Here is a 15,878-nt window from a genome sequence, read left to right on the forward strand (position 1 = left end):
GACAGAGCCTTTGCCTAGACTCGGATGAACGAAGGGATCGCCCGCCATTCTCGCAGAGCCAGGCCCGGTCCCGCCATGCCTTCGCAATCGGAGCCCCTATGAGCAGCGCAGAAATTTACGTCGTCAGTGCCGTCCGTTCAGCCATTGGTGGCTTTGGCGGTTCCCTCAAGGACCTGCCGCTGGCCGACCTCGCCACCGCCGTAACCCGTGCCGCCATCGAACGCGCGGGCGTGGACGCCGGGCAAATCGGCCATGTGGTGATGGGCAGCGTGATCCCCACCGAGCCCCGTGATGCCTACCTGGCGCGGGTTGCAGCGATGAACGCTGGCATCCCCAAGGAAACCCCGGCGTTCAACGTCAACCGCCTGTGCGGCTCGGGCCTGCAGGCCATTGTCTCGGCGGCACAGTGCCTGCTGCTCGGCGACACCGATGTGGCCCTGGCGGCGGGCGCCGAGTCCATGAGCCGCGGCCCGTACCTGCTGCCACAAGCCCGCTGGGGCGCACGCATGGGCGACCTGCAAGGCATCGACTACACGGTCGGCGTGCTGCAAGACCCCTTCGAACACTTCCACATGGGCATCACGGCCGAAAACGTCTCGGCCAAGCACGGCATCACCCGTGAAATGCAGGACGAACTGGCCCTGACCAGCCAGCGCAGCGCTGCACGTGCCATTGCCGAAGGCCGCTTCACCAGTCAAATCGTCCCGCTGGAACTGAAAACCCGCAAAGGCAGCGTACAGTTCAGCGTCGACGAGCACGTGCGTGGCGATGTCACCGCCGAGCAGCTGGCCGGCATGAAGACGGTGTTCAAGAAAGACGGCACCGTCACCGCCGGCAATGCCAGTGGCATCAACGACGGCGCGGCAGGCCTGGTGCTGGCCAATGGTGACGCCGTGCGCCGCCTGGGCCTGAAACCGCTGGCACGCCTGGTGGGCTACGCCCATGCCGGCGTCGAGCCCGAGCTGATGGGCCTGGGGCCGATCCCGGCAACCCGCAAGGTGCTGGAAAAAACCGGCCTTAGCATCCAGGACCTGGACGTGATCGAGTCCAACGAAGCCTTCGCCGCCCAGGCCTGCGCCGTGGCCCGCGAGCTCGGCTTCGACCCGGAAAAGGTCAACCCGAACGGTTCGGGTATCTCCCTCGGCCACCCGGTCGGCGCCACCGGCGCGATCATCGCCACTAAGGCCATCCATGAACTGCACCGCATTCAGGGCCGCTACGCCCTGGCCACCATGTGCATTGGCGGCGGCCAAGGCATCGCCGTGGTCTTCGAGCGCGTTTGAGGAAGCTGACACATGAACATCGAACAGATTGCCGTGATCGGCGCGGGCACCATGGGCAACGGCATTGCCCAGGTGTGCGCCGTGGCGGGCTACCACGTGCTGCTGGTGGACGTTTCCGATGCCGCGCTGGAGCGTGGCGTGGCCACCTTGCGCAAGAACCTCGAGCGCCAGGTCAGCAAAGGCACGCTCGACGCCGAAAAGGCCGAGGCGGCGAAAGCCCGCATCCGCACCAGCACCGACTACGCGCAACTCAGTGGCGCGCAGTTGGTGATCGAGGCAGCCACCGAAAACCTGCAGCTCAAGCAGCGCATCCTTCAGCAAGTGGCTGCCAGCGTGGCCGCCGACTGCCTGATCGCCACCAACACCTCGTCGCTGTCGGTCACGCAATTGGCCGCGAGCATCGAGCACCCCGAGCGGTTCATCGGTGTGCACTTCTTCAACCCGGTGCCGATGATGGCCCTGGTCGAGATCATCCGTGGCCTGCAGACCAGCGACAGCACCTATGCCCAGGCCCTGCTGGTGACCGAGAAGGTGGGCAAGACCCCGATCAGCGCCGGCAATCGCCCAGGTTTTGTGGTCAACCGCATTCTGGTGCCGATGATCAACGAAGCGATCTTCGTGCGCCAGGAAGGCCTGGCCAGTGCCGAGGACATCGACACTGGCATGCGCCTGGGCTGCAACCAGCCGATCGGCCCACTGGCACTGGCCGACCTGATCGGCCTGGATACCCTGCTGGCAATCATGGAGGCCTTCCATGAGGGCTTCAGTGACAGCAAGTACCGCCCAGCGCCGTTGCTCAAGGAAATGGTCGCGGCCGGTTGGCTGGGGCGCAAGAGCGGCCGCGGTTTCTTCACTTATTGAGGAGCAAGTGCCATGCCCCCGGTCAACGCTGCAATGCGCTGTGCCAATTTTGAAGAGCGACGTGACCGGGCCATGGCGCTGTTTGCCGAAAAGGGCTTCGGCCAGGTCAGCATGCGTGAACTGGCGGCCCACGTCGGGCTGACCGCGGGCTCGCTGTATCACCACTTCCCCAGCAAGCAGGACCTGCTGTACGACTTGATCGAAGAGTTGTACGAGGAGCTGCAGGCGACCCTGGACCTTGGGCGCAGGGCCATGGCACGGGGTGGTTCGGCGTTGTCGTGCCTGATTGCGGCGCATTGGCAGTTGCATGCCGAGCGGCCGTTGCAGTTTCGCCTGGCAGAGCGGGATTTTTGCTGTTTGAGCGAAGCGCAACAGGCGCGCCTGCTGCTGCTGCGCAGGCGTTACGAAACCGGGGTGCTGCACCTGATTGCACCGCGGGCAAGCCTCAAAGGCGAAGCACTGGCGGCGACCGCGCATGTGCTGGCGACGCTGCTCAACCAGTTGCCAGGGCTGCTGCAGGCGCGGCGCCTGCCGGAAGGCGAAGGACTAGGGTTGATGGAAAGCCTGTTGCTGGGAGGCATCGAGCGAACCCTGCGCTAACGTTCACGCTGTTGTAGGAGCAGCCTTGCGCTGCGAAGAGGCCGGCAAGGGCACCTACTTCTCTATGGCTGCAATCGCGCACGCTTTTGTAGGAGCAGCCTTGTGCTGCGAAGAGGCCGGCATGGGCACCAGCTTTTCTGTGGCTGCAATGGCCTCTTCGCAGCACAAGGCTGCTCCTACATCCGGGCAGCCTCAGCGCAACAGGGCCTGGATCTGCTCGTGCAGGGTATCCAGGTCGAACGGCTTGGCCAGGATCGGCGCCTTGCGCGTGATCGGGCTGCCCGATTCGAGAATCTCCGCCGGGTAGCCACTGATGAAAATCACCTTCAGCTCCGGCCGCAGTTTTACCGCGGGCTCGGCGATATCCACCCCAGAGATGCCCCCTGGCAATCGAAAATCGGTGACCATCAGGTCCAGGTGCGGCTTGCTCGCCAGGATCTTGAACGCCTGCTCGCCGTCTTCGGCCACCAGCACGTGATACCCCTCGCCGGCCAGGTAGTCGCGCAAAATCATCCGAATCGCCGGCTCGTCCTCGACCACCAGCACCACATCTTGTGCATCTTCACTCATGATAACGCCTTGAAATTCTTACAGTTGGCCATCTGACCCCAGGCTTACGCAGAGGTTGCCCGCGCCTGGTCGTTTTGTTCTTTGAACGTTGCCAGCGGCAATTGCAACGTGAATGTGGCGCCCTCGCCTTCCTCGCTGTCCACCAGAATCCGCCCGCCGTGGGCCTGGACGATCTGCTCGGAGATGTACAGCCCCAACCCCAGCCCGCCGCTGGCCTGGTGTGCTGCGACCCGCTCGAACTGCTGGAAAATGCGCTGCTGGTTGACGGCGCTGATGCCAATGCCGTGATCCTGCACCTGCACCCAGGCCATGCCGTCCTCAGCGAACACCCGCACCTGCACCGGTTTTCGTTCACCGTAACGCAAGGCATTGGACAACAGGTTGGCCACCACTTGTTCAATCCGAAATTCGTCCCACTCACCCTGCAACGTTTCACAACGTTGCAGCGCGATATGGGTTTCCAGCGCGGTGGCCTGGGCGCTGAAGTTTTCCACCAGGCCGCGCACCAGTTGGCCGATATCGAACACCCTGGGCCGCAGCGACAACTTGCCGGTGCGGATGCGCGAGACGTCCAGCATGTCTTCAATCAGCCGGATCAGGCTGTTGATCTGCCGCTCGTCACGCTCGACCATGGCCTGCAGCTTGTCTGCGCTGAAGGCCTCCAGGTTGCCCCGTGCCAGGTGCATCTTGCGCAGCTGGGTTTCCAGAATCAGGCCATTGAGTGGCGTACGCACTTCGTGGGAGACGATTGACATGAAGTCGTCGCGCATGCGCACCGCATGCTCCAGCTCGCACCGCGCCAGCTCCAACTGGCCCAGCAGCACCTCCTGCTCCTGACGGCTACGCTCCAGGGCTTCCAGTTGCCGACCAAGCACCTTGCGCTGGCGGAACAGGTCGACGAACACCGAGACCTTGCTCTTCACTGCCAAGGTGTCGAGCGGCTTGTGCAAAAAGTCCACGGCCCCGCTTTCATAGCCCTTGAAGGCGTAATTCATCTCGCGCCCCGCCGCACTGACGAACACGATGGGGATGTTCTTGGTCTTTTCCGTGCCGCGCATCAACTCGGCCAGCTCGAAACCATTCATGCCTGGCATTTGCACATCGAGGATGGCCAGCGCAAATTCGTGCTCCAGCAGCAGCGACAACGCCGCTTCCGCAGACTGGGCCTGGTGCACCTCGCGGTCTTCGCCCTGGATCAGGGCATCGAGCGCCAGCAGGTTTTCCGGCAGGTCGTCGACGATCAGCAGTTTGGCGATGGTGTGGCTTAGCATGCGCTTTTTTCCAGGGTCGCGAGCAATTGCCCGATACCACTCAGAGTAAGGATATGGTCGGGCTGGTGCAGGGCCAAGGCGGCTTCCGGCATCAGCGCGACCTGTGCGTCGCGGGGGTCCTGAACAATCGTGCGGCCCCCATTGTTGTTGATGTAGGCCAGGCCCGCGGCGCCATCCTCATTGGCACCGGTCAGCAGCACGCCAAGCAGGCTGGCGCCGTAGGCATCGGACGCCGACATGAACAGGAAGTCGATGGCCGGGCGCGAGAAGTGCACCGGCGCTTCCTGGCTCAACGACAGCGTCAGGTCACGCTCCACCGAGAGGTGGTACCCCGGCCCAGCAACGTAGATCATCCCAGCGCTGATCCGTTCCTTGTCACTGGCCTCGCGCACGGGGCGCTGCAGCCGCCGCTGCAGCACTTCGGCCAGCTGGCTGTGCCGCCCGTCCGGCAAGTGCAGCACGCACAATACCGGGATGGCGAACGCCGACGGCAGCGCACCGAGCACCTGGAAAAAGGCCGCCACCCCGCCAGCCGAGGCCCCCATCACCACTGCCCGAGCGCCGTTCATGTCTTACGGTAGATCCGTTCCGGCTTCACCAGCGGCTCGAAACGCTGGCTGTAGGCCGAAAAGTCTACCGACTCCTTGCTGCCCAACACCAGGAAGCCCCGGTGGCAGAGCGATTCATGAAACAGGCCCAAGGCCCGGTCTTGCAGGTCTTTGTTGAAGTAGATCAGCACATTTCGGCACGACACCAGCTGGGTCTCGGAGAACACGCTGTCGGTGGCCAGGCTGTGGTCGGCGAAGGTCACGTTGTCGCGCAGGCTGCTGTCCATGATGGCGTTGCCATAGGCAGCGGTGTAGTACTCGGCAAAGTCACGGCGGCCACCGGCCAGGCGGTAGTTTTCTTCATACTCGCGCATGCTTTGCATCGAGTAGATACCCTGCTTGGCCCGGTCCAGCGAATGCGGGTTGATGTCGGTGGCATAAATGATGGTGCGCTCAAGCAGGCCTTCCTCACGCAGCAGGATGGCCATCGAGTACACCTCTTCACCGGTGCTGCAGCCCGCGACCCAGATCTTGATCGACGGCCAGGTCCGCAACAGCGGCACCACTTCATTGCGCAGGGCCAGGAAGTGGCTCGGGTCGCGGAACATCTCGCTGACCGGGATCGTCAGGAACTGCAACAACTGCATGAACATGCCCGGGTCGTGCAGCACCCGCTCTTGCAACGCCGACACCGTCAGGCAGTCGAACTGGCGCAGGGCATGCAGGATCCGGCGCTTGATCGAAGCGCCGGAGTAGTTGCGGAAATCGTAGCTGTACTTGAGGTAGATCGCCTCGATCAGCAGCCGGATCTCGATGTCGGTGTTGCGCTCGCTAGTCAAATTCGCTCCAGTTGCGGCAGCCATACACGGATCAACGAGAACAGGCGGTCCAGGTCGATCGGTTTGGCCAGGTAATCATTGGCGCCAGCCTGCAGGCAACGCTGCTGGTCATCCTTCATCGCCTTGGCGGTCACGGCGATGATCGGCAGCTTGCGCCAGCGCGGTTGCTGGCGGATCAGCCGGGTAGCCTCGAAGCCGTCCATCTCCGGCATCATCACATCCATCAGCACCAAGTCGATGTCGTCATGCTGCTCCAGGCGCTCGATGGCTTCACGCCCATTACGGCCGATCTCGACGATGGCGCCCTTGTGCTCCAGGGCACTGGTGAGGGCGAAGATATTACGCACATCGTCATCCACTAGCAGCACTTTGCGCCCCTCGAAGACCTTGTCGCGGCTGCGCGCGGTCTTGAGCATGCGCTGGCGCTCATGGGACAACTGCGATTCGACTTTGTGCAGGAACAGCGTCACTTCGTCGAGCAGGCGCTCCGGCGAACGGGCGCCCTTGATGATGATCGAGCGCGAATACTTGAGCAGGTCGGTTTCTTCTTCGCGGGTGAGGTTGCGCCCGGTGTAGACGATCACCGGCGGGAATGACCGGATGTCCTCGGCAGTCATGCGCTTGAGCAGCTCGTTGCCGAGCATGTCGGGCAGCTTGAGGTCGATGATCATGCAGTCGTAGATGTTCTCGCGCAGCAGCGCCAAGGCGTCCTGGGCCATGGCCACGGCGGTGATCTCGACATCGTCATCGCCGATCAGGCGGGCAATGCTCTCGCGCTGCAGGTCGTCGTCCTCCACCAGCAGGATGTGCTTGAGCTTCTGGGTCAGCTTGGCTTCCAGGCGGGCGAACACTTCCTTGAGTTCTTCGCGGCTGGCCGGCTTGACCGCGTAGCCCACGGCGCCCATGTGCATGGCCGCTTCGACGCGATCCTCTACCGAAATGATGTGCACCGGGATGTGCCGCGTGCCGGCCAGCTCCTTGAGGCGCTGCAGCACGGTGAGGCCAGAATGATCGGGCAGGCGCATGTCCAGCAGGATGGCATCGGGGATGTACTGGGACGCCAGCGCAAAGCCCTCGTCGGCGCCATGCGCCACCAGGCAGCTGTAACCCAGCTCGTGGGCCAGGTCGAAGAGGATGCGGGCGAAGTTCGGCTCGTCCTCGATCACCAGGATGCAGCGGTTATTGAAGGGGGCCCGCTCGCGGTCATCGGCGAAGGTCGGTGCCGGCAGTTTCGGCGCCACGGCGTTGGACGCCTTGGGCGCTGGCGGCAGAGTGTCTACCGCAGGGCGCAGGCTCAGGGCCTCGACTTCCTCGCCCTCATGTTCGTAGCGTTCGGGCATGACCAGGCTGAACACGCTGCCCTGCCCCGGGTTGCTCTCAACGTTGATCTGCCCGCCCAGCAGGTGCGCCAGGTCACGCGAAATCGACAGGCCCAGGCCGGTGCCGCCATAACGCCGGTTGCTGCTGCCGTCGACCTGGTGGAAGGCGCCGAAGATCGCCTGCTGCTGGTCGGCGGCAATGCCGATACCAGAGTCACGGACGGCGAAGATGATGCCGGTACCCGCCTGGTGGCTGATGGTCATGCTGACCTGGCCGTGGTCGGTGAACTTGATGGCGTTGGACAGCAGGTTCTTGAGGATCTGCTCCAGCCGTTGACGGTCGGTGAACAGCGTCACTGGCACCTGCGGCTCGACCTTGACCTCGAAGACCAGGCCTTTGTGCTCGGCCAGCGGCAGGAACATGCCGCGCAGGCCTTCGACCAGGCGCTCCAGCTGAGTGGTCTCCGGGCGCACTTCGAGCTTGCCGGCTTCGACCTTGGCGATGTCGAGAATGTCGTTGATCAGGTTCAGCAGGTCATTGCCCGCCGAGTAGATCGATTCGGCGAACTTGACCTGCTCGGCGCTAAGGTTGCCTTCGCCGTTCTCGGCCAGCAACTTGGCCAGGATCAACGAACTGTTCAGCGGCGTGCGCAGCTCGTGGGACATGTTGGCGAGGAACTCAGACTTGTACTTGCTCGAACGCTGCAGGTCGTCGGCGCGGGCCTGCAACTCTTGCTGGGCCTGGCTGAGTTCATCGTTCTTGCGGTCCAGGGCGTCGGTGCGCTCGGACAGTTGTTCGTTGGTCTGTTCAAGCTCGGCCTGTTGAGTTTCCAGGTGGGCCTGGGATTCCTTGAGCACCCGCGATTGCTCTTCGAGTTCTTCGTTGGCGGTTTTCAGCTCTTCCTGCTGCACTTGCAGCTCTTCGTTCAACTGCTGGGTCTCGGCCAGCACTTCCTGCAGGCGCTGGCGATAACGCGCACTCTCGATGGACATGCCAAGGTTGCCGCCGACCCGCTCCATCAGCTCTTCATCGCGCGGCTGCAAGGGGCGCAGGAAGCCCAGCTCGATCACACCATTGATCTGCCCATCATCGGTGGCGGGCATCAGCAATGCACTGCGCGGCAAGCCATTGCCGAGGCCCGAGCTCAGGCGGTAGTAGTCTTCGGGCAGGTCGTCGAGGCACAACAGCCGGCCTTCGCGCACGGCCTGGGCCAACAGGCCATCGTGGTCGCCTTTGATCTGCTCACGGGCCTGCTCCTCGGCGCTCAGGCCATAGGTGGCCACACGCACCAGGCGGCCATGTTCGTCGCGCGCATACACCGCGCCCACCACGCTGCCCAAGTACGTTGCAAAGAAGCGCAGGATATTGTCGCCCAGCATGGGCAGGGTCAGCTGCCCGAGCACCTGCTGGGCCAACTGGGTCTGGCCATTACGCAACCAGGCCTGGTGCTCCAGGCGCTCGGCCGCACGCTGCTGGGCCTGCAGGTTTTCGTCATAGCTGCTCGACAGCGCCAGCAGGTCGCGGCGCCCGAGGTAGGCCAGCAAGGCGCTGAGGCCGACGATGAACAGCACGAAGGCCGAGATCGCGGTCACGGTGACCGAGCTGACTTTCTCGTTTCGGGCCATGCGCAGTTGCTGTTCAGTGTCGATCAGGCCTTCGAATTCCTTGCGGATTTCATCGGTGATGCGCTTGCCGCGCCCATTGCCGATCGATGCCTGGTAATTGCCCTCGCTGCGGCGCAGGGTAATCATCTCGCTGCCGAAGTCATTCCAGGCCTTTTGCAGGGCCAACAGCCGATCAATACGGTCAACCTGCTGCGGGTTGTCCTCGACCATGCCGCGCAAGCTCTGCAGGCTGCCGAGAATTTTCGGCTTGGCCACCTCGTAAGGGTCGAGAAAGCGTTCGTCGCCGGTGATCAGGAAGCCGCGCATGCCGGTTTCCATGTCGATCGACAGCTTGACCGTTTCGTTGGCATTGCCGATCACCCGGTCCGTATGCTCGACCCACTGCATGGCCGAGAGCAGGTAGTTGATCACCGCGACGAACGCCACTGCGCCCAGCAGGCCGACCCCAAGGGGCAGGCCGATGTTGCGACTCAGCAGCTTGCGAAAGCTTTGCTGGTCAATCGAGGCTACTTGAATCATCTGAAAACGCCCGAGCGAAAAGAATCCATGAAAAAGTGTGGCACCAAGACCGTTATAATTGTCTGCCGCCGCGCTCACCGGTAATAGCGAGTCTAACCAGCTTTGCTGGCTCTGGCAGGGCATTTAGCCAGCATTTGAAGGTTGCAGGCGCGAATCGTTCCATCTGATTGCAGGGATCGGTATCCTCGGGAACTTCTGCCGTCGACCGGCGTACAGAATAAAGACATTCATTTTCACAGGATCCAAACCATGCATCTTCTGGTAGTCGAAGACGACGACATCGTACGCATGCTGATGGTCGAAGTGCTCGACGAGTTGGGCTACACGGTCATCGAAGCGGAAGACGCCACCGCAGCACTGCGGGTGCTCGAAGACCCTGCGCAGGCCTTGGCGCTGATGATGACAGACGTGGGCCTGCCGGACATGCGCGGCGAAGTGCTGGCGCAACGCGCACGCGAACTTCGTCCACTGCTGCCGGTGTTGTTTGCCAGCGGTTATGCCGAGAACGTAAACGTGCCGGAGGGCATGCACCTGATTGGCAAGCCGTTCAGCATCGAGCAATTGCGCAACAAGGTGGTGGACATACTCGGTACGGCCTGATGCCCGCGTGGCGGCTTTCGCGGGCAAGCCCGCTCCCACCCGAACTGTGTAGCCTCAAAGGCTAGCGCCGCACCTGTGGGAGCTGGCTTGCCAGCGATGAGGCCGGCACAAGCACCACAAGACAGTTGCTCCCACAGGTCTTTAACGACTGTGGGGGCTGCAGCCAGCTACAGTTCGCGGCGTAACAGATACGTGTCCATGATCCACCCCTTGCGCGTCCTCGCCTCCTCCCGCACTTGCAGAATCTGCGCCTTCACCGCTTGCAATGGCCCGGCAATCAGCACCTCATCTGCGGTGCCCAGGTAAGCCCCCCAGTAAATCATCAAACCCGGGTCATCCAGCGAGGCAAACGCGCACTGCCCGTCGAGCATCACCACCACATTGTCGATACGCTCCTGCTCGGCAAGGCGACGCCCAGGCAGTACAGTCAGCGGCTCACCGATGCGATTGAGCGGTACTTGGTGGCGGGCCGCCAGGGCCTGGACGCTGCTGATGCCAGGGATAATCTCCACCTGTACGCGCACACCCAGCTCACGAACCTTTTCAATAATTCTCAACGTACTGTCATACAGGCTCGGGTCGCCCCAGAGAAGAAAGGCGCCAACATCATCGGGGCCCAACTCCTCGCTCAATAGGCGTGAATACAGACTCGCCCGACGGACGTGCCAGTCCTGTACGGCGGCGACATAGTCCATAGCATCTGCATCACGAAAGGGATCTTCTACTTGTACCCACCGGTAACTGCCGGGCTGCACATAGTGATCGACCAAGGCCTTGCGGGCTCGAGCCAACGCCTGCCGCTCCCCGCCCTTATCAAGCACGAAGAAAACCGTTGCTCGCCTGAGTGCTTCGACCGCTTCAAGGGTAATTTGGCGCGGGTCACCGGCGCCGATTCCTACTAGTAAAATCGTATTCATCGTCTTGACCTGTTTCTTGTTGAATATTCGACCGCCAATCACCCTACCCATCATTAGAATTTTTAATCTGTCAACCCTTACAACTCCTAGTTATAAAGGGCTCAGGCTTTTATCAGACTGCGCACTCACCATTCGCCTACCTTCCGCGAAGAGATTAAAATATGCTCAGTCTTAAAAAACGCCGAGTACCCCTCGCTCGTGTATTTCTAAGCACCCTATTGTTGTCAGGGTATCTTAACAATTGTGCGCTTGCAGAAGTCGACACCGTAACGCAACGCTTCGTTTTCCAATCAGACACTCAATACCCACGCTCCCCCAGCGGTTCTGATTACCCCGGGGAGTCGTTACCCCTTCTGGATGCGCAGAATGCTGCCATCACGGCCTATCGAGACGCCTATGGGGGTGGCATACCGATCATACTCAACGGCGACGTGACTGAGTTTGGCCACCGGTACCAATGGAACATCATGAGTAGCCGGATGCTGCCTGGCACTTATTATGGACTGGGCAATCATGACTATGAAAATAACGTCGACAGTTGCGGCCTCAATGAATGCGCCATGCTCTCCGTCGTCACCCACTTGACCGAAGATATAAAGCGCTGGGATGTGGACGCTTTTGACCAGTACCAAGAAGGCGATGACAGTCCTACCTGGCAAAAATATCACGGCAGCATGGCCTACAGAAAAACGTTCGGAGATTTCGCGTTTATTCAACTACACAACCATTTTGCGTATAAAAAAAGCTTTAGCGGCTGGTTTAACTATGAGGATAAAACCGTTCACATCAAACCCTCTCTCGATTGGTTGGAGAGCCAGCTAAAAATTGCTGACGAAGCCGGCAAGTTGATTATTATCAACATGCATCGACACCCCACCGCAGACAGCCAATGGGGAAGCGCAGCCGAGCGAACGCGGTTCGAGGAAATGGTGAACAAATACAAGGTGCTGGCCATCTTCATGGGCCATACACACGAGCTTGCCCTTCGAGGCAAGGTGGGTGATGTGCCTGTTCTGGACTCTGGCTCCCCTATTTTTAAAACCTTTTTGGTCGGTGAAGCTGACCCTCAAGCCAATGCGTTCACGGTTAAGCAGGCAAAGGATAATTCCCTGCTGACGCGCCCCCTTTTGACAATCCCTATTAGATTCTATGTACCAGAGCCGGCCATTTTACCCTGGCCCGAATCGCTAGACTTCACACTACCGTTACTTCATGTACGGGACCGCGACATCTCCCATTTCGAAGTTTCGATTGATGGGCAGCCGTACGTGCGCTCAGACAACAGAAAAAAGGTAACCATTGAGAACCTGACGCCCTACACACGCTACAACTACCGCATTCGCGTGTATGACAGTGGCAGTGCTACCCCCGTCAAGACGTACGACGGCACAGCAACTACCTTGAATGCGCTGTTGTCCCCGAAAGACGTGTGTTATGTGAGCCTAGGGGAACCCGGCAACCCCAACAATAGCTTCCGCATTCAATGGAGCCCGCCCTACCCTAACTATGCGCCGGGCAACTACTGGTTCCGTGTTGCGCTTTATACGCTTCAAGGCAATTTCATAAGTGAGCTTAGGGGCGCTGCTCAAGGAAGTCGCTCTCGTGAAATTCTATTTCCGGAACCAGACAACTTCATGAACACGCGTATTCACGTACGTTACCAATCCGCCGGACTTGTGGATGGGCAGGATGCCACCCTTGATCTGAAAAATATGTTTCAAGGCTGTGGCACCTGAGCCAACCTACAGGCCTGTGCGCTAGCGGCGCAAGGATAAGCATCAGCCCTGCGGGGTGAGCCCAGGTCATACAAGCCTGGGCTCACGTATATCACCACACAGAAAAGTTGTAACTTACAATGACGCGGGTCTCATCCATATCACGCGCCCACTTCTCATAGTTGCTGCGGTAGGTGGAATTACGCAGGCGCACACTGACGTCTTTGAACGTGCCACTTTGCACCTGGTACTTGAACTCGGTGTCGCGTTCCCATTCCTTGCCTTCGGCCGTGCTGCCCGGGACTTTGATGTGATCGCCATTGATGTAACGGGTGAAGAAGGTCAGGCCAGGCACACCCAGTGCCTTGAAGTCATAGTCGTAGCGCAACTGCCAGGAGCGCTCCTGGGCGGCGGCAAAGTCGTTGACCTGGGCGTAGTTGACCAGGTACGGGTTGCTGCCATCCAGGTAAGGCATGGCGCTTTCGCCGTACATGCGCTGCCAGCCGGCACTGACCTTATGGCCGCCCAGGCTGTAGCCGAGCATGCCACTGAAGGCGCGGTGGTCGATGTCACCAGCGCGGGCATTGCCGATGTCGTCGCTTTTGATCACGCGCAAGTCGGCCGACAGGCTACCTACCGCCAACGGCTGGCTAGCCACCAGCCCAAGGAAGTGCTGGCGATAGATGTTTTCAAGCTTGGCCACTTGATACTGAGCGCTGACCCGGTCATTGAAACGGTAATCGAGGCCTGCCAGGTCGAAGTGGTCGGCTTCGATGTCGCAGGCATAGCGCTTGTTCTTGCAGTGCACGCGAATGTCCTGGCGATCGGTGGAATCACGTGCGGTGTACTTGTCCAGGCGGGCCAGGGTGAACTTCAGGTCGCGCACTTCTTCAGAGGTGAGCATCGCGCCATGGAACATCGTCGGCAACAAGCGCCCATCGTTGTACTTGAGCAACGGTACATCCGGCATCATCGAGCCGTACTTGAGCACGGTGCTGGACACCTTGACCTTGGCCGCCAAGCCCATCTTCGCGTATTGATCGGCCGAGTGCCGTGGATCATGGCCAGACGACGGCAACAGGCCGCTGTTACTGTCCGCAGGGCTGGAATCGAGTTTGAAGCCGACCATGCCCAGCGCATCCACGCCAAACCCTACCGGCCCTTGGGTATAACCCGACTGAACATTGAGAATAAAGCCTTGCGCCCACTCTTCGCGCTTGGACGCGCCCTGGCTGGAACTGCTATGGCCGTCACGGAAATCCCGGTTGAAGTAGACATTGCGCGCTTCGACCTTGGCGCTGCTGTCTTCAAGAAAACCGGCGGCCTGGGCATTGACGCCGGCACACAAAAGGAACAGGCCGGCAACACGGCGCCCAGGGGCGTGAGGGAGGGGGGCAAACATGCGAGGAAATATCCAGAAAGAAAGGCGAAAAACAACCTGCAGCAAACACCTGCTGCGGTACTGCGACACGCTCGAACAATGGCCGAGCATCATCTGAAATGATCGCTCAAAGGCTCTATTCCGGGCTATTGGACCTTGGTCTAGAGCCATTCGCCAGCCCCGTCGAAGTCGTCACAAACTGGCGCATGGAAAACCCGTAAAGTTCCGTGCTTACTTATAAAAAGTTTGCAGTTTACCCAGTAGCGATGAATGACTACACTCGATATCAGCGAACAGCGGAACCCACCCCCGTGGCCGGCGTTTTGTTCTTCTTCAATGTTCGTCACGCCCTGCCACGAAAGACGTACAGGAGTGATTACAGTGTCCAGACTTGCAGAGTTTCGTGCTGCCGAAAAAGCGCTTCAGGAACAAATGGCTCAACTGGAAGCGCTGAAAAAGGATGCCGGCCTCAAACGCGAAATCGAATTCGAGCAGAAACTAGTCGGCCTGATGAAAAGCTATGACAAGGGTCTGCGCGATATCATCGCCATCCTCGACCCCAAGGCTGCCACCCGCCCTGCTGCCGCAGCCCCCAAACAACAGCGCCGCCCACGCGTGGTCAAGGTCTATGAAAACCCACACACGGGCGAGCTGATCGAGACCAAAGGCGGCAACCATCGCGGGCTGAAAGCCTGGAAAGAAGAGTACGGCGCTGCCACCGTTGAAAGCTGGGTACGCTGATGAAACGTCCACATGGACTTCACACTTTTTTCACAAGCGCTGGCTCAGTATCGAGACAGCTAAAGGACTAGCGACCCCACGCGCCCGCACATGCGGGCCTCTAATTCAAGCGCCCTGCCTCGTGCAGGGCGCTTTCATTTGCGCAATCGCTTCACTGCCGTATCATGGCCAGCCTGTCTGTTTTGCCGGTGCCGCGCACCGGCCCCGTCTCAGGAGTTCCCATGAGCCTGCACGATCTGCAAACCCTGCCTGGCGTCACCGCGCAGCCGGATGCCGCCACCTCCAAGTTCGTCTTCAACCACACCATGCTGCGGGTCAAGGACATCGAGAAGTCGCTGGACTTCTACACCCGTGTTCTGGGCTTCCGCCTGGTGGACAAGCGCGACTTCCCGGAAGCCGCCTTCAGCCTGTACTTCCTGGCCCTGGTCGACCCCGCGCAAATCCCTGCCGATGACGCCGCGCGCCACCAGTGGATGAAGTCGATCCCAGGCGTTCTGGAGCTGACCCACAACCACGGCACCGAAAACGACGCCGATTTTGCCTACCACAACGGCAACACCGACCCACGCGGTTTCGGCCATATCTGCGTTTCGGTGCCGGACGTGCGTGAGGCCTGTGCGCGCTTCGAAGCACTCGACGTGCCCTTCCAGAAACGCCTGGCGGATGGCCGCATGAATCACCTGGCCTTCGTCAAGGACCCGGACGGTTACTGGGTCGAAGTGATCCAGCCGACCGAACTCAAAGGCTGAGGCACAACGCTATTCGCTCGTCGGGCCGGGAACTCCCGGCCCCTTGCTGTGGTATATGAAGGTAACCGTTTCATAAGCACAGCGAGGTAAGGACGATGCAATCTCTTCACTGTGAGCACCGCAAGTACACCATCACCGCCAGTGTGATGCCCCACCCCGACTCCCCCCTGCCCTATGCCGCCGGCTGCCTGATCACCGACCCTGAAGGGCACACCAGCAAGCGCATCCCGATGCCGATGAAGTTCTTCTCAGACCTTGAGAATGCCCAGCATGTGTCGCTGGCCCATGGCCGTGCGCTGGTGGATGAACAGCTGGACAAGGGGCACAAAGCCTTCTGAT

General features: G+C 60.5%; 15 protein-coding genes. 8 read left to right on the forward strand and 7 right to left on the reverse strand.

Going from position 1 to position 15,878, the window contains the following annotated elements:
* Window positions 1-98: 98 nt before the first annotated feature.
* From OO306_RS00225 to OO306_RS00235, 3 genes are read left to right on the forward strand one after another with little or no spacing between them, the layout of a single operon-like run.
* Window positions 99-1,283, forward strand: coding sequence for an acetyl-CoA C-acyltransferase family protein (locus OO306_RS00225; RefSeq protein WP_265967339.1), 1,185 nt, complete (start codon window positions 99-101; stop codon window positions 1,281-1,283).
* 12 nt (window positions 1,284-1,295) lie between these two features.
* Window positions 1,296-2,144 carry a 3-hydroxybutyryl-CoA dehydrogenase gene (locus OO306_RS00230; protein WP_027593715.1) on the forward strand — a complete coding sequence of 283 codons (849 nt, stop codon included), beginning with the start codon at window positions 1,296-1,298 and terminating at the stop codon, window positions 2,142-2,144.
* A gap of 12 nt (window positions 2,145-2,156) precedes the next feature.
* Window positions 2,157-2,744 (forward strand): TetR/AcrR family transcriptional regulator, encoded by a 588-nt coding sequence (locus OO306_RS00235; protein ID WP_265967340.1) that lies wholly within the window; start codon window positions 2,157-2,159, stop codon window positions 2,742-2,744.
* A gap of 192 nt (window positions 2,745-2,936) precedes the next feature.
* Here OO306_RS00235 and OO306_RS00240 read toward each other — a convergent pair whose 3' ends face one another.
* From OO306_RS00240 to OO306_RS00260, 5 genes are read right to left on the reverse strand one after another with little or no spacing between them, the layout of a single operon-like run.
* Window positions 2,937-3,314: a response regulator gene (locus OO306_RS00240; RefSeq protein WP_099429781.1), complete on the reverse strand. Its 378-nt coding sequence runs from the start codon at window positions 3,312-3,314 to the stop codon at window positions 2,937-2,939.
* Between the two features lie 44 nt (window positions 3,315-3,358).
* Window positions 3,359-4,585 carry a hybrid sensor histidine kinase/response regulator gene (locus tag OO306_RS00245; protein ID WP_099429782.1) on the reverse strand — a complete coding sequence of 409 codons (1,227 nt, stop codon included), beginning with the start codon at window positions 4,583-4,585 and terminating at the stop codon, window positions 3,359-3,361.
* Complete coding sequence (locus OO306_RS00250; RefSeq protein ID WP_265967341.1) at window positions 4,579-5,154, reverse strand: chemotaxis protein CheB; 576 nt, start codon at window positions 5,152-5,154, stop codon at window positions 4,579-4,581. Before OO306_RS00250 ends, OO306_RS00245 begins: the two co-directional genes overlap by 7 nt.
* Window positions 5,151-5,972 (reverse strand): protein-glutamate O-methyltransferase CheR, encoded by an 822-nt coding sequence (locus OO306_RS00255; protein WP_027593720.1) that lies wholly within the window; start codon window positions 5,970-5,972, stop codon window positions 5,151-5,153. The genes OO306_RS00250 and OO306_RS00255 overlap by 4 nt, the downstream gene beginning before the upstream one ends.
* Entirely contained in the window at window positions 5,969-9,436 is a 3,468-nt protein-coding gene (locus tag OO306_RS00260; RefSeq protein ID WP_265967342.1) for a response regulator, read from the reverse strand. The genes OO306_RS00255 and OO306_RS00260 overlap by 4 nt, the downstream gene beginning before the upstream one ends.
* Window positions 9,437-9,685: 249 nt before the next feature.
* Between OO306_RS00260 and OO306_RS00265 the strand changes: the two genes are divergently transcribed.
* The gene (locus tag OO306_RS00265) at window positions 9,686-10,036 is read left to right on the forward strand and encodes a response regulator (protein ID WP_265967343.1); all 351 of its coding nucleotides are present in this window, start codon (window positions 9,686-9,688) and stop codon (window positions 10,034-10,036) included.
* Between the two features lie 167 nt (window positions 10,037-10,203).
* Here the strand turns inward: OO306_RS00265 and cobF are convergent, their stop codons facing one another.
* Window positions 10,204-10,953: a precorrin-6A synthase (deacetylating) gene (cobF, locus tag OO306_RS00270; protein WP_027593723.1), complete on the reverse strand. Its 750-nt coding sequence runs from the start codon at window positions 10,951-10,953 to the stop codon at window positions 10,204-10,206.
* Between the two features lie 161 nt (window positions 10,954-11,114).
* On the opposite strand from cobF, the gene OO306_RS00275 reads away from it, so the two are divergent.
* A complete protein-coding gene (locus OO306_RS00275; RefSeq protein WP_265967344.1) occupies window positions 11,115-12,689 on the forward strand; it encodes a metallophosphoesterase in 1,575 nt (524 codons plus the stop codon).
* Window positions 12,690-12,780: 91 nt separating this feature from the next.
* On the opposite strand, the gene OO306_RS00280 is transcribed toward OO306_RS00275, so the two are convergent.
* The gene (locus OO306_RS00280; protein ID WP_265967345.1) at window positions 12,781-14,070 is read right to left on the reverse strand and encodes an OprD family porin; all 1,290 of its coding nucleotides are present in this window, start codon (window positions 14,068-14,070) and stop codon (window positions 12,781-12,783) included.
* A gap of 360 nt (window positions 14,071-14,430) precedes the next feature.
* Between OO306_RS00280 and OO306_RS00285 the strand changes: the two genes are divergently transcribed.
* The 3 genes from OO306_RS00285 to OO306_RS00295 all read left to right on the forward strand — a co-directional run bounded on the left by OO306_RS00285 (window position 14,431) and on the right by OO306_RS00295 (window position 15,877).
* Window positions 14,431-14,790: a histone-like nucleoid-structuring protein, MvaT/MvaU family gene (locus OO306_RS00285; protein WP_238212287.1), complete on the forward strand. Its 360-nt coding sequence runs from the start codon at window positions 14,431-14,433 to the stop codon at window positions 14,788-14,790.
* Window positions 14,791-15,011: 221 nt separating this feature from the next.
* A complete protein-coding gene (gene gloA / locus OO306_RS00290) occupies window positions 15,012-15,539 on the forward strand; it encodes a lactoylglutathione lyase (protein ID WP_027593726.1) in 528 nt (175 codons plus the stop codon).
* Between the two features lie 95 nt (window positions 15,540-15,634).
* The gene (locus tag OO306_RS00295) at window positions 15,635-15,877 is read left to right on the forward strand and encodes a hypothetical protein (protein ID WP_265967346.1); all 243 of its coding nucleotides are present in this window, start codon (window positions 15,635-15,637) and stop codon (window positions 15,875-15,877) included.
* Window position 15,878 lies beyond the last annotated feature (1 nt).

The organism is Pseudomonas sp. DCB_AW, assembly GCF_026240895.1.
Lineage (GTDB): Bacteria > Pseudomonadota > Gammaproteobacteria > Pseudomonadales > Pseudomonadaceae > Aquipseudomonas > Aquipseudomonas kermanshahensis.

What these genes read in the sequence shown, in the direction of transcription:
- OO306_RS00225 (WP_265967339.1), top strand. Translation starts at nt 99, where the DNA reads ATGAGCAGCGCAGAAATTTACGTCGTCAGTGCCGTCCGTTCAGCCATT.
- OO306_RS00230 (WP_027593715.1), top strand. Translation starts at nt 1,296, where the DNA reads ATGAACATCGAACAGATTGCCGTGATCGGCGCGGGCACCATGGGCAAC.
- OO306_RS00235 (WP_265967340.1), top strand. Translation starts at nt 2,157, where the DNA reads ATGCCCCCGGTCAACGCTGCAATGCGCTGTGCCAATTTTGAAGAGCGA.
- OO306_RS00240 (WP_099429781.1), bottom strand. Translation starts at nt 3,314, where the DNA reads ATGAGTGAAGATGCACAAGATGTGGTGCTGGTGGTCGAGGACGAGCCG.
- OO306_RS00245 (WP_099429782.1), bottom strand. Translation starts at nt 4,585, where the DNA reads ATGCTAAGCCACACCATCGCCAAACTGCTGATCGTCGACGACCTGCCG.
- OO306_RS00250 (WP_265967341.1), bottom strand. Translation starts at nt 5,154, where the DNA reads ATGAACGGCGCTCGGGCAGTGGTGATGGGGGCCTCGGCTGGCGGGGTG.
- OO306_RS00260 (WP_265967342.1), bottom strand. Translation starts at nt 9,436, where the DNA reads ATGATTCAAGTAGCCTCGATTGACCAGCAAAGCTTTCGCAAGCTGCTG.
- OO306_RS00265 (WP_265967343.1), top strand. Translation starts at nt 9,686, where the DNA reads ATGCATCTTCTGGTAGTCGAAGACGACGACATCGTACGCATGCTGATG.
- cobF (WP_027593723.1), bottom strand. Translation starts at nt 10,953, where the DNA reads ATGAATACGATTTTACTAGTAGGAATCGGCGCCGGTGACCCGCGCCAA.
- OO306_RS00275 (WP_265967344.1), top strand. Translation starts at nt 11,115, where the DNA reads ATGCTCAGTCTTAAAAAACGCCGAGTACCCCTCGCTCGTGTATTTCTA.
- OO306_RS00280 (WP_265967345.1), bottom strand. Translation starts at nt 14,070, where the DNA reads ATGTTTGCCCCCCTCCCTCACGCCCCTGGGCGCCGTGTTGCCGGCCTG.
- gloA (WP_027593726.1), top strand. Translation starts at nt 15,012, where the DNA reads ATGAGCCTGCACGATCTGCAAACCCTGCCTGGCGTCACCGCGCAGCCG.
- OO306_RS00295 (WP_265967346.1), top strand. Translation starts at nt 15,635, where the DNA reads ATGCAATCTCTTCACTGTGAGCACCGCAAGTACACCATCACCGCCAGT.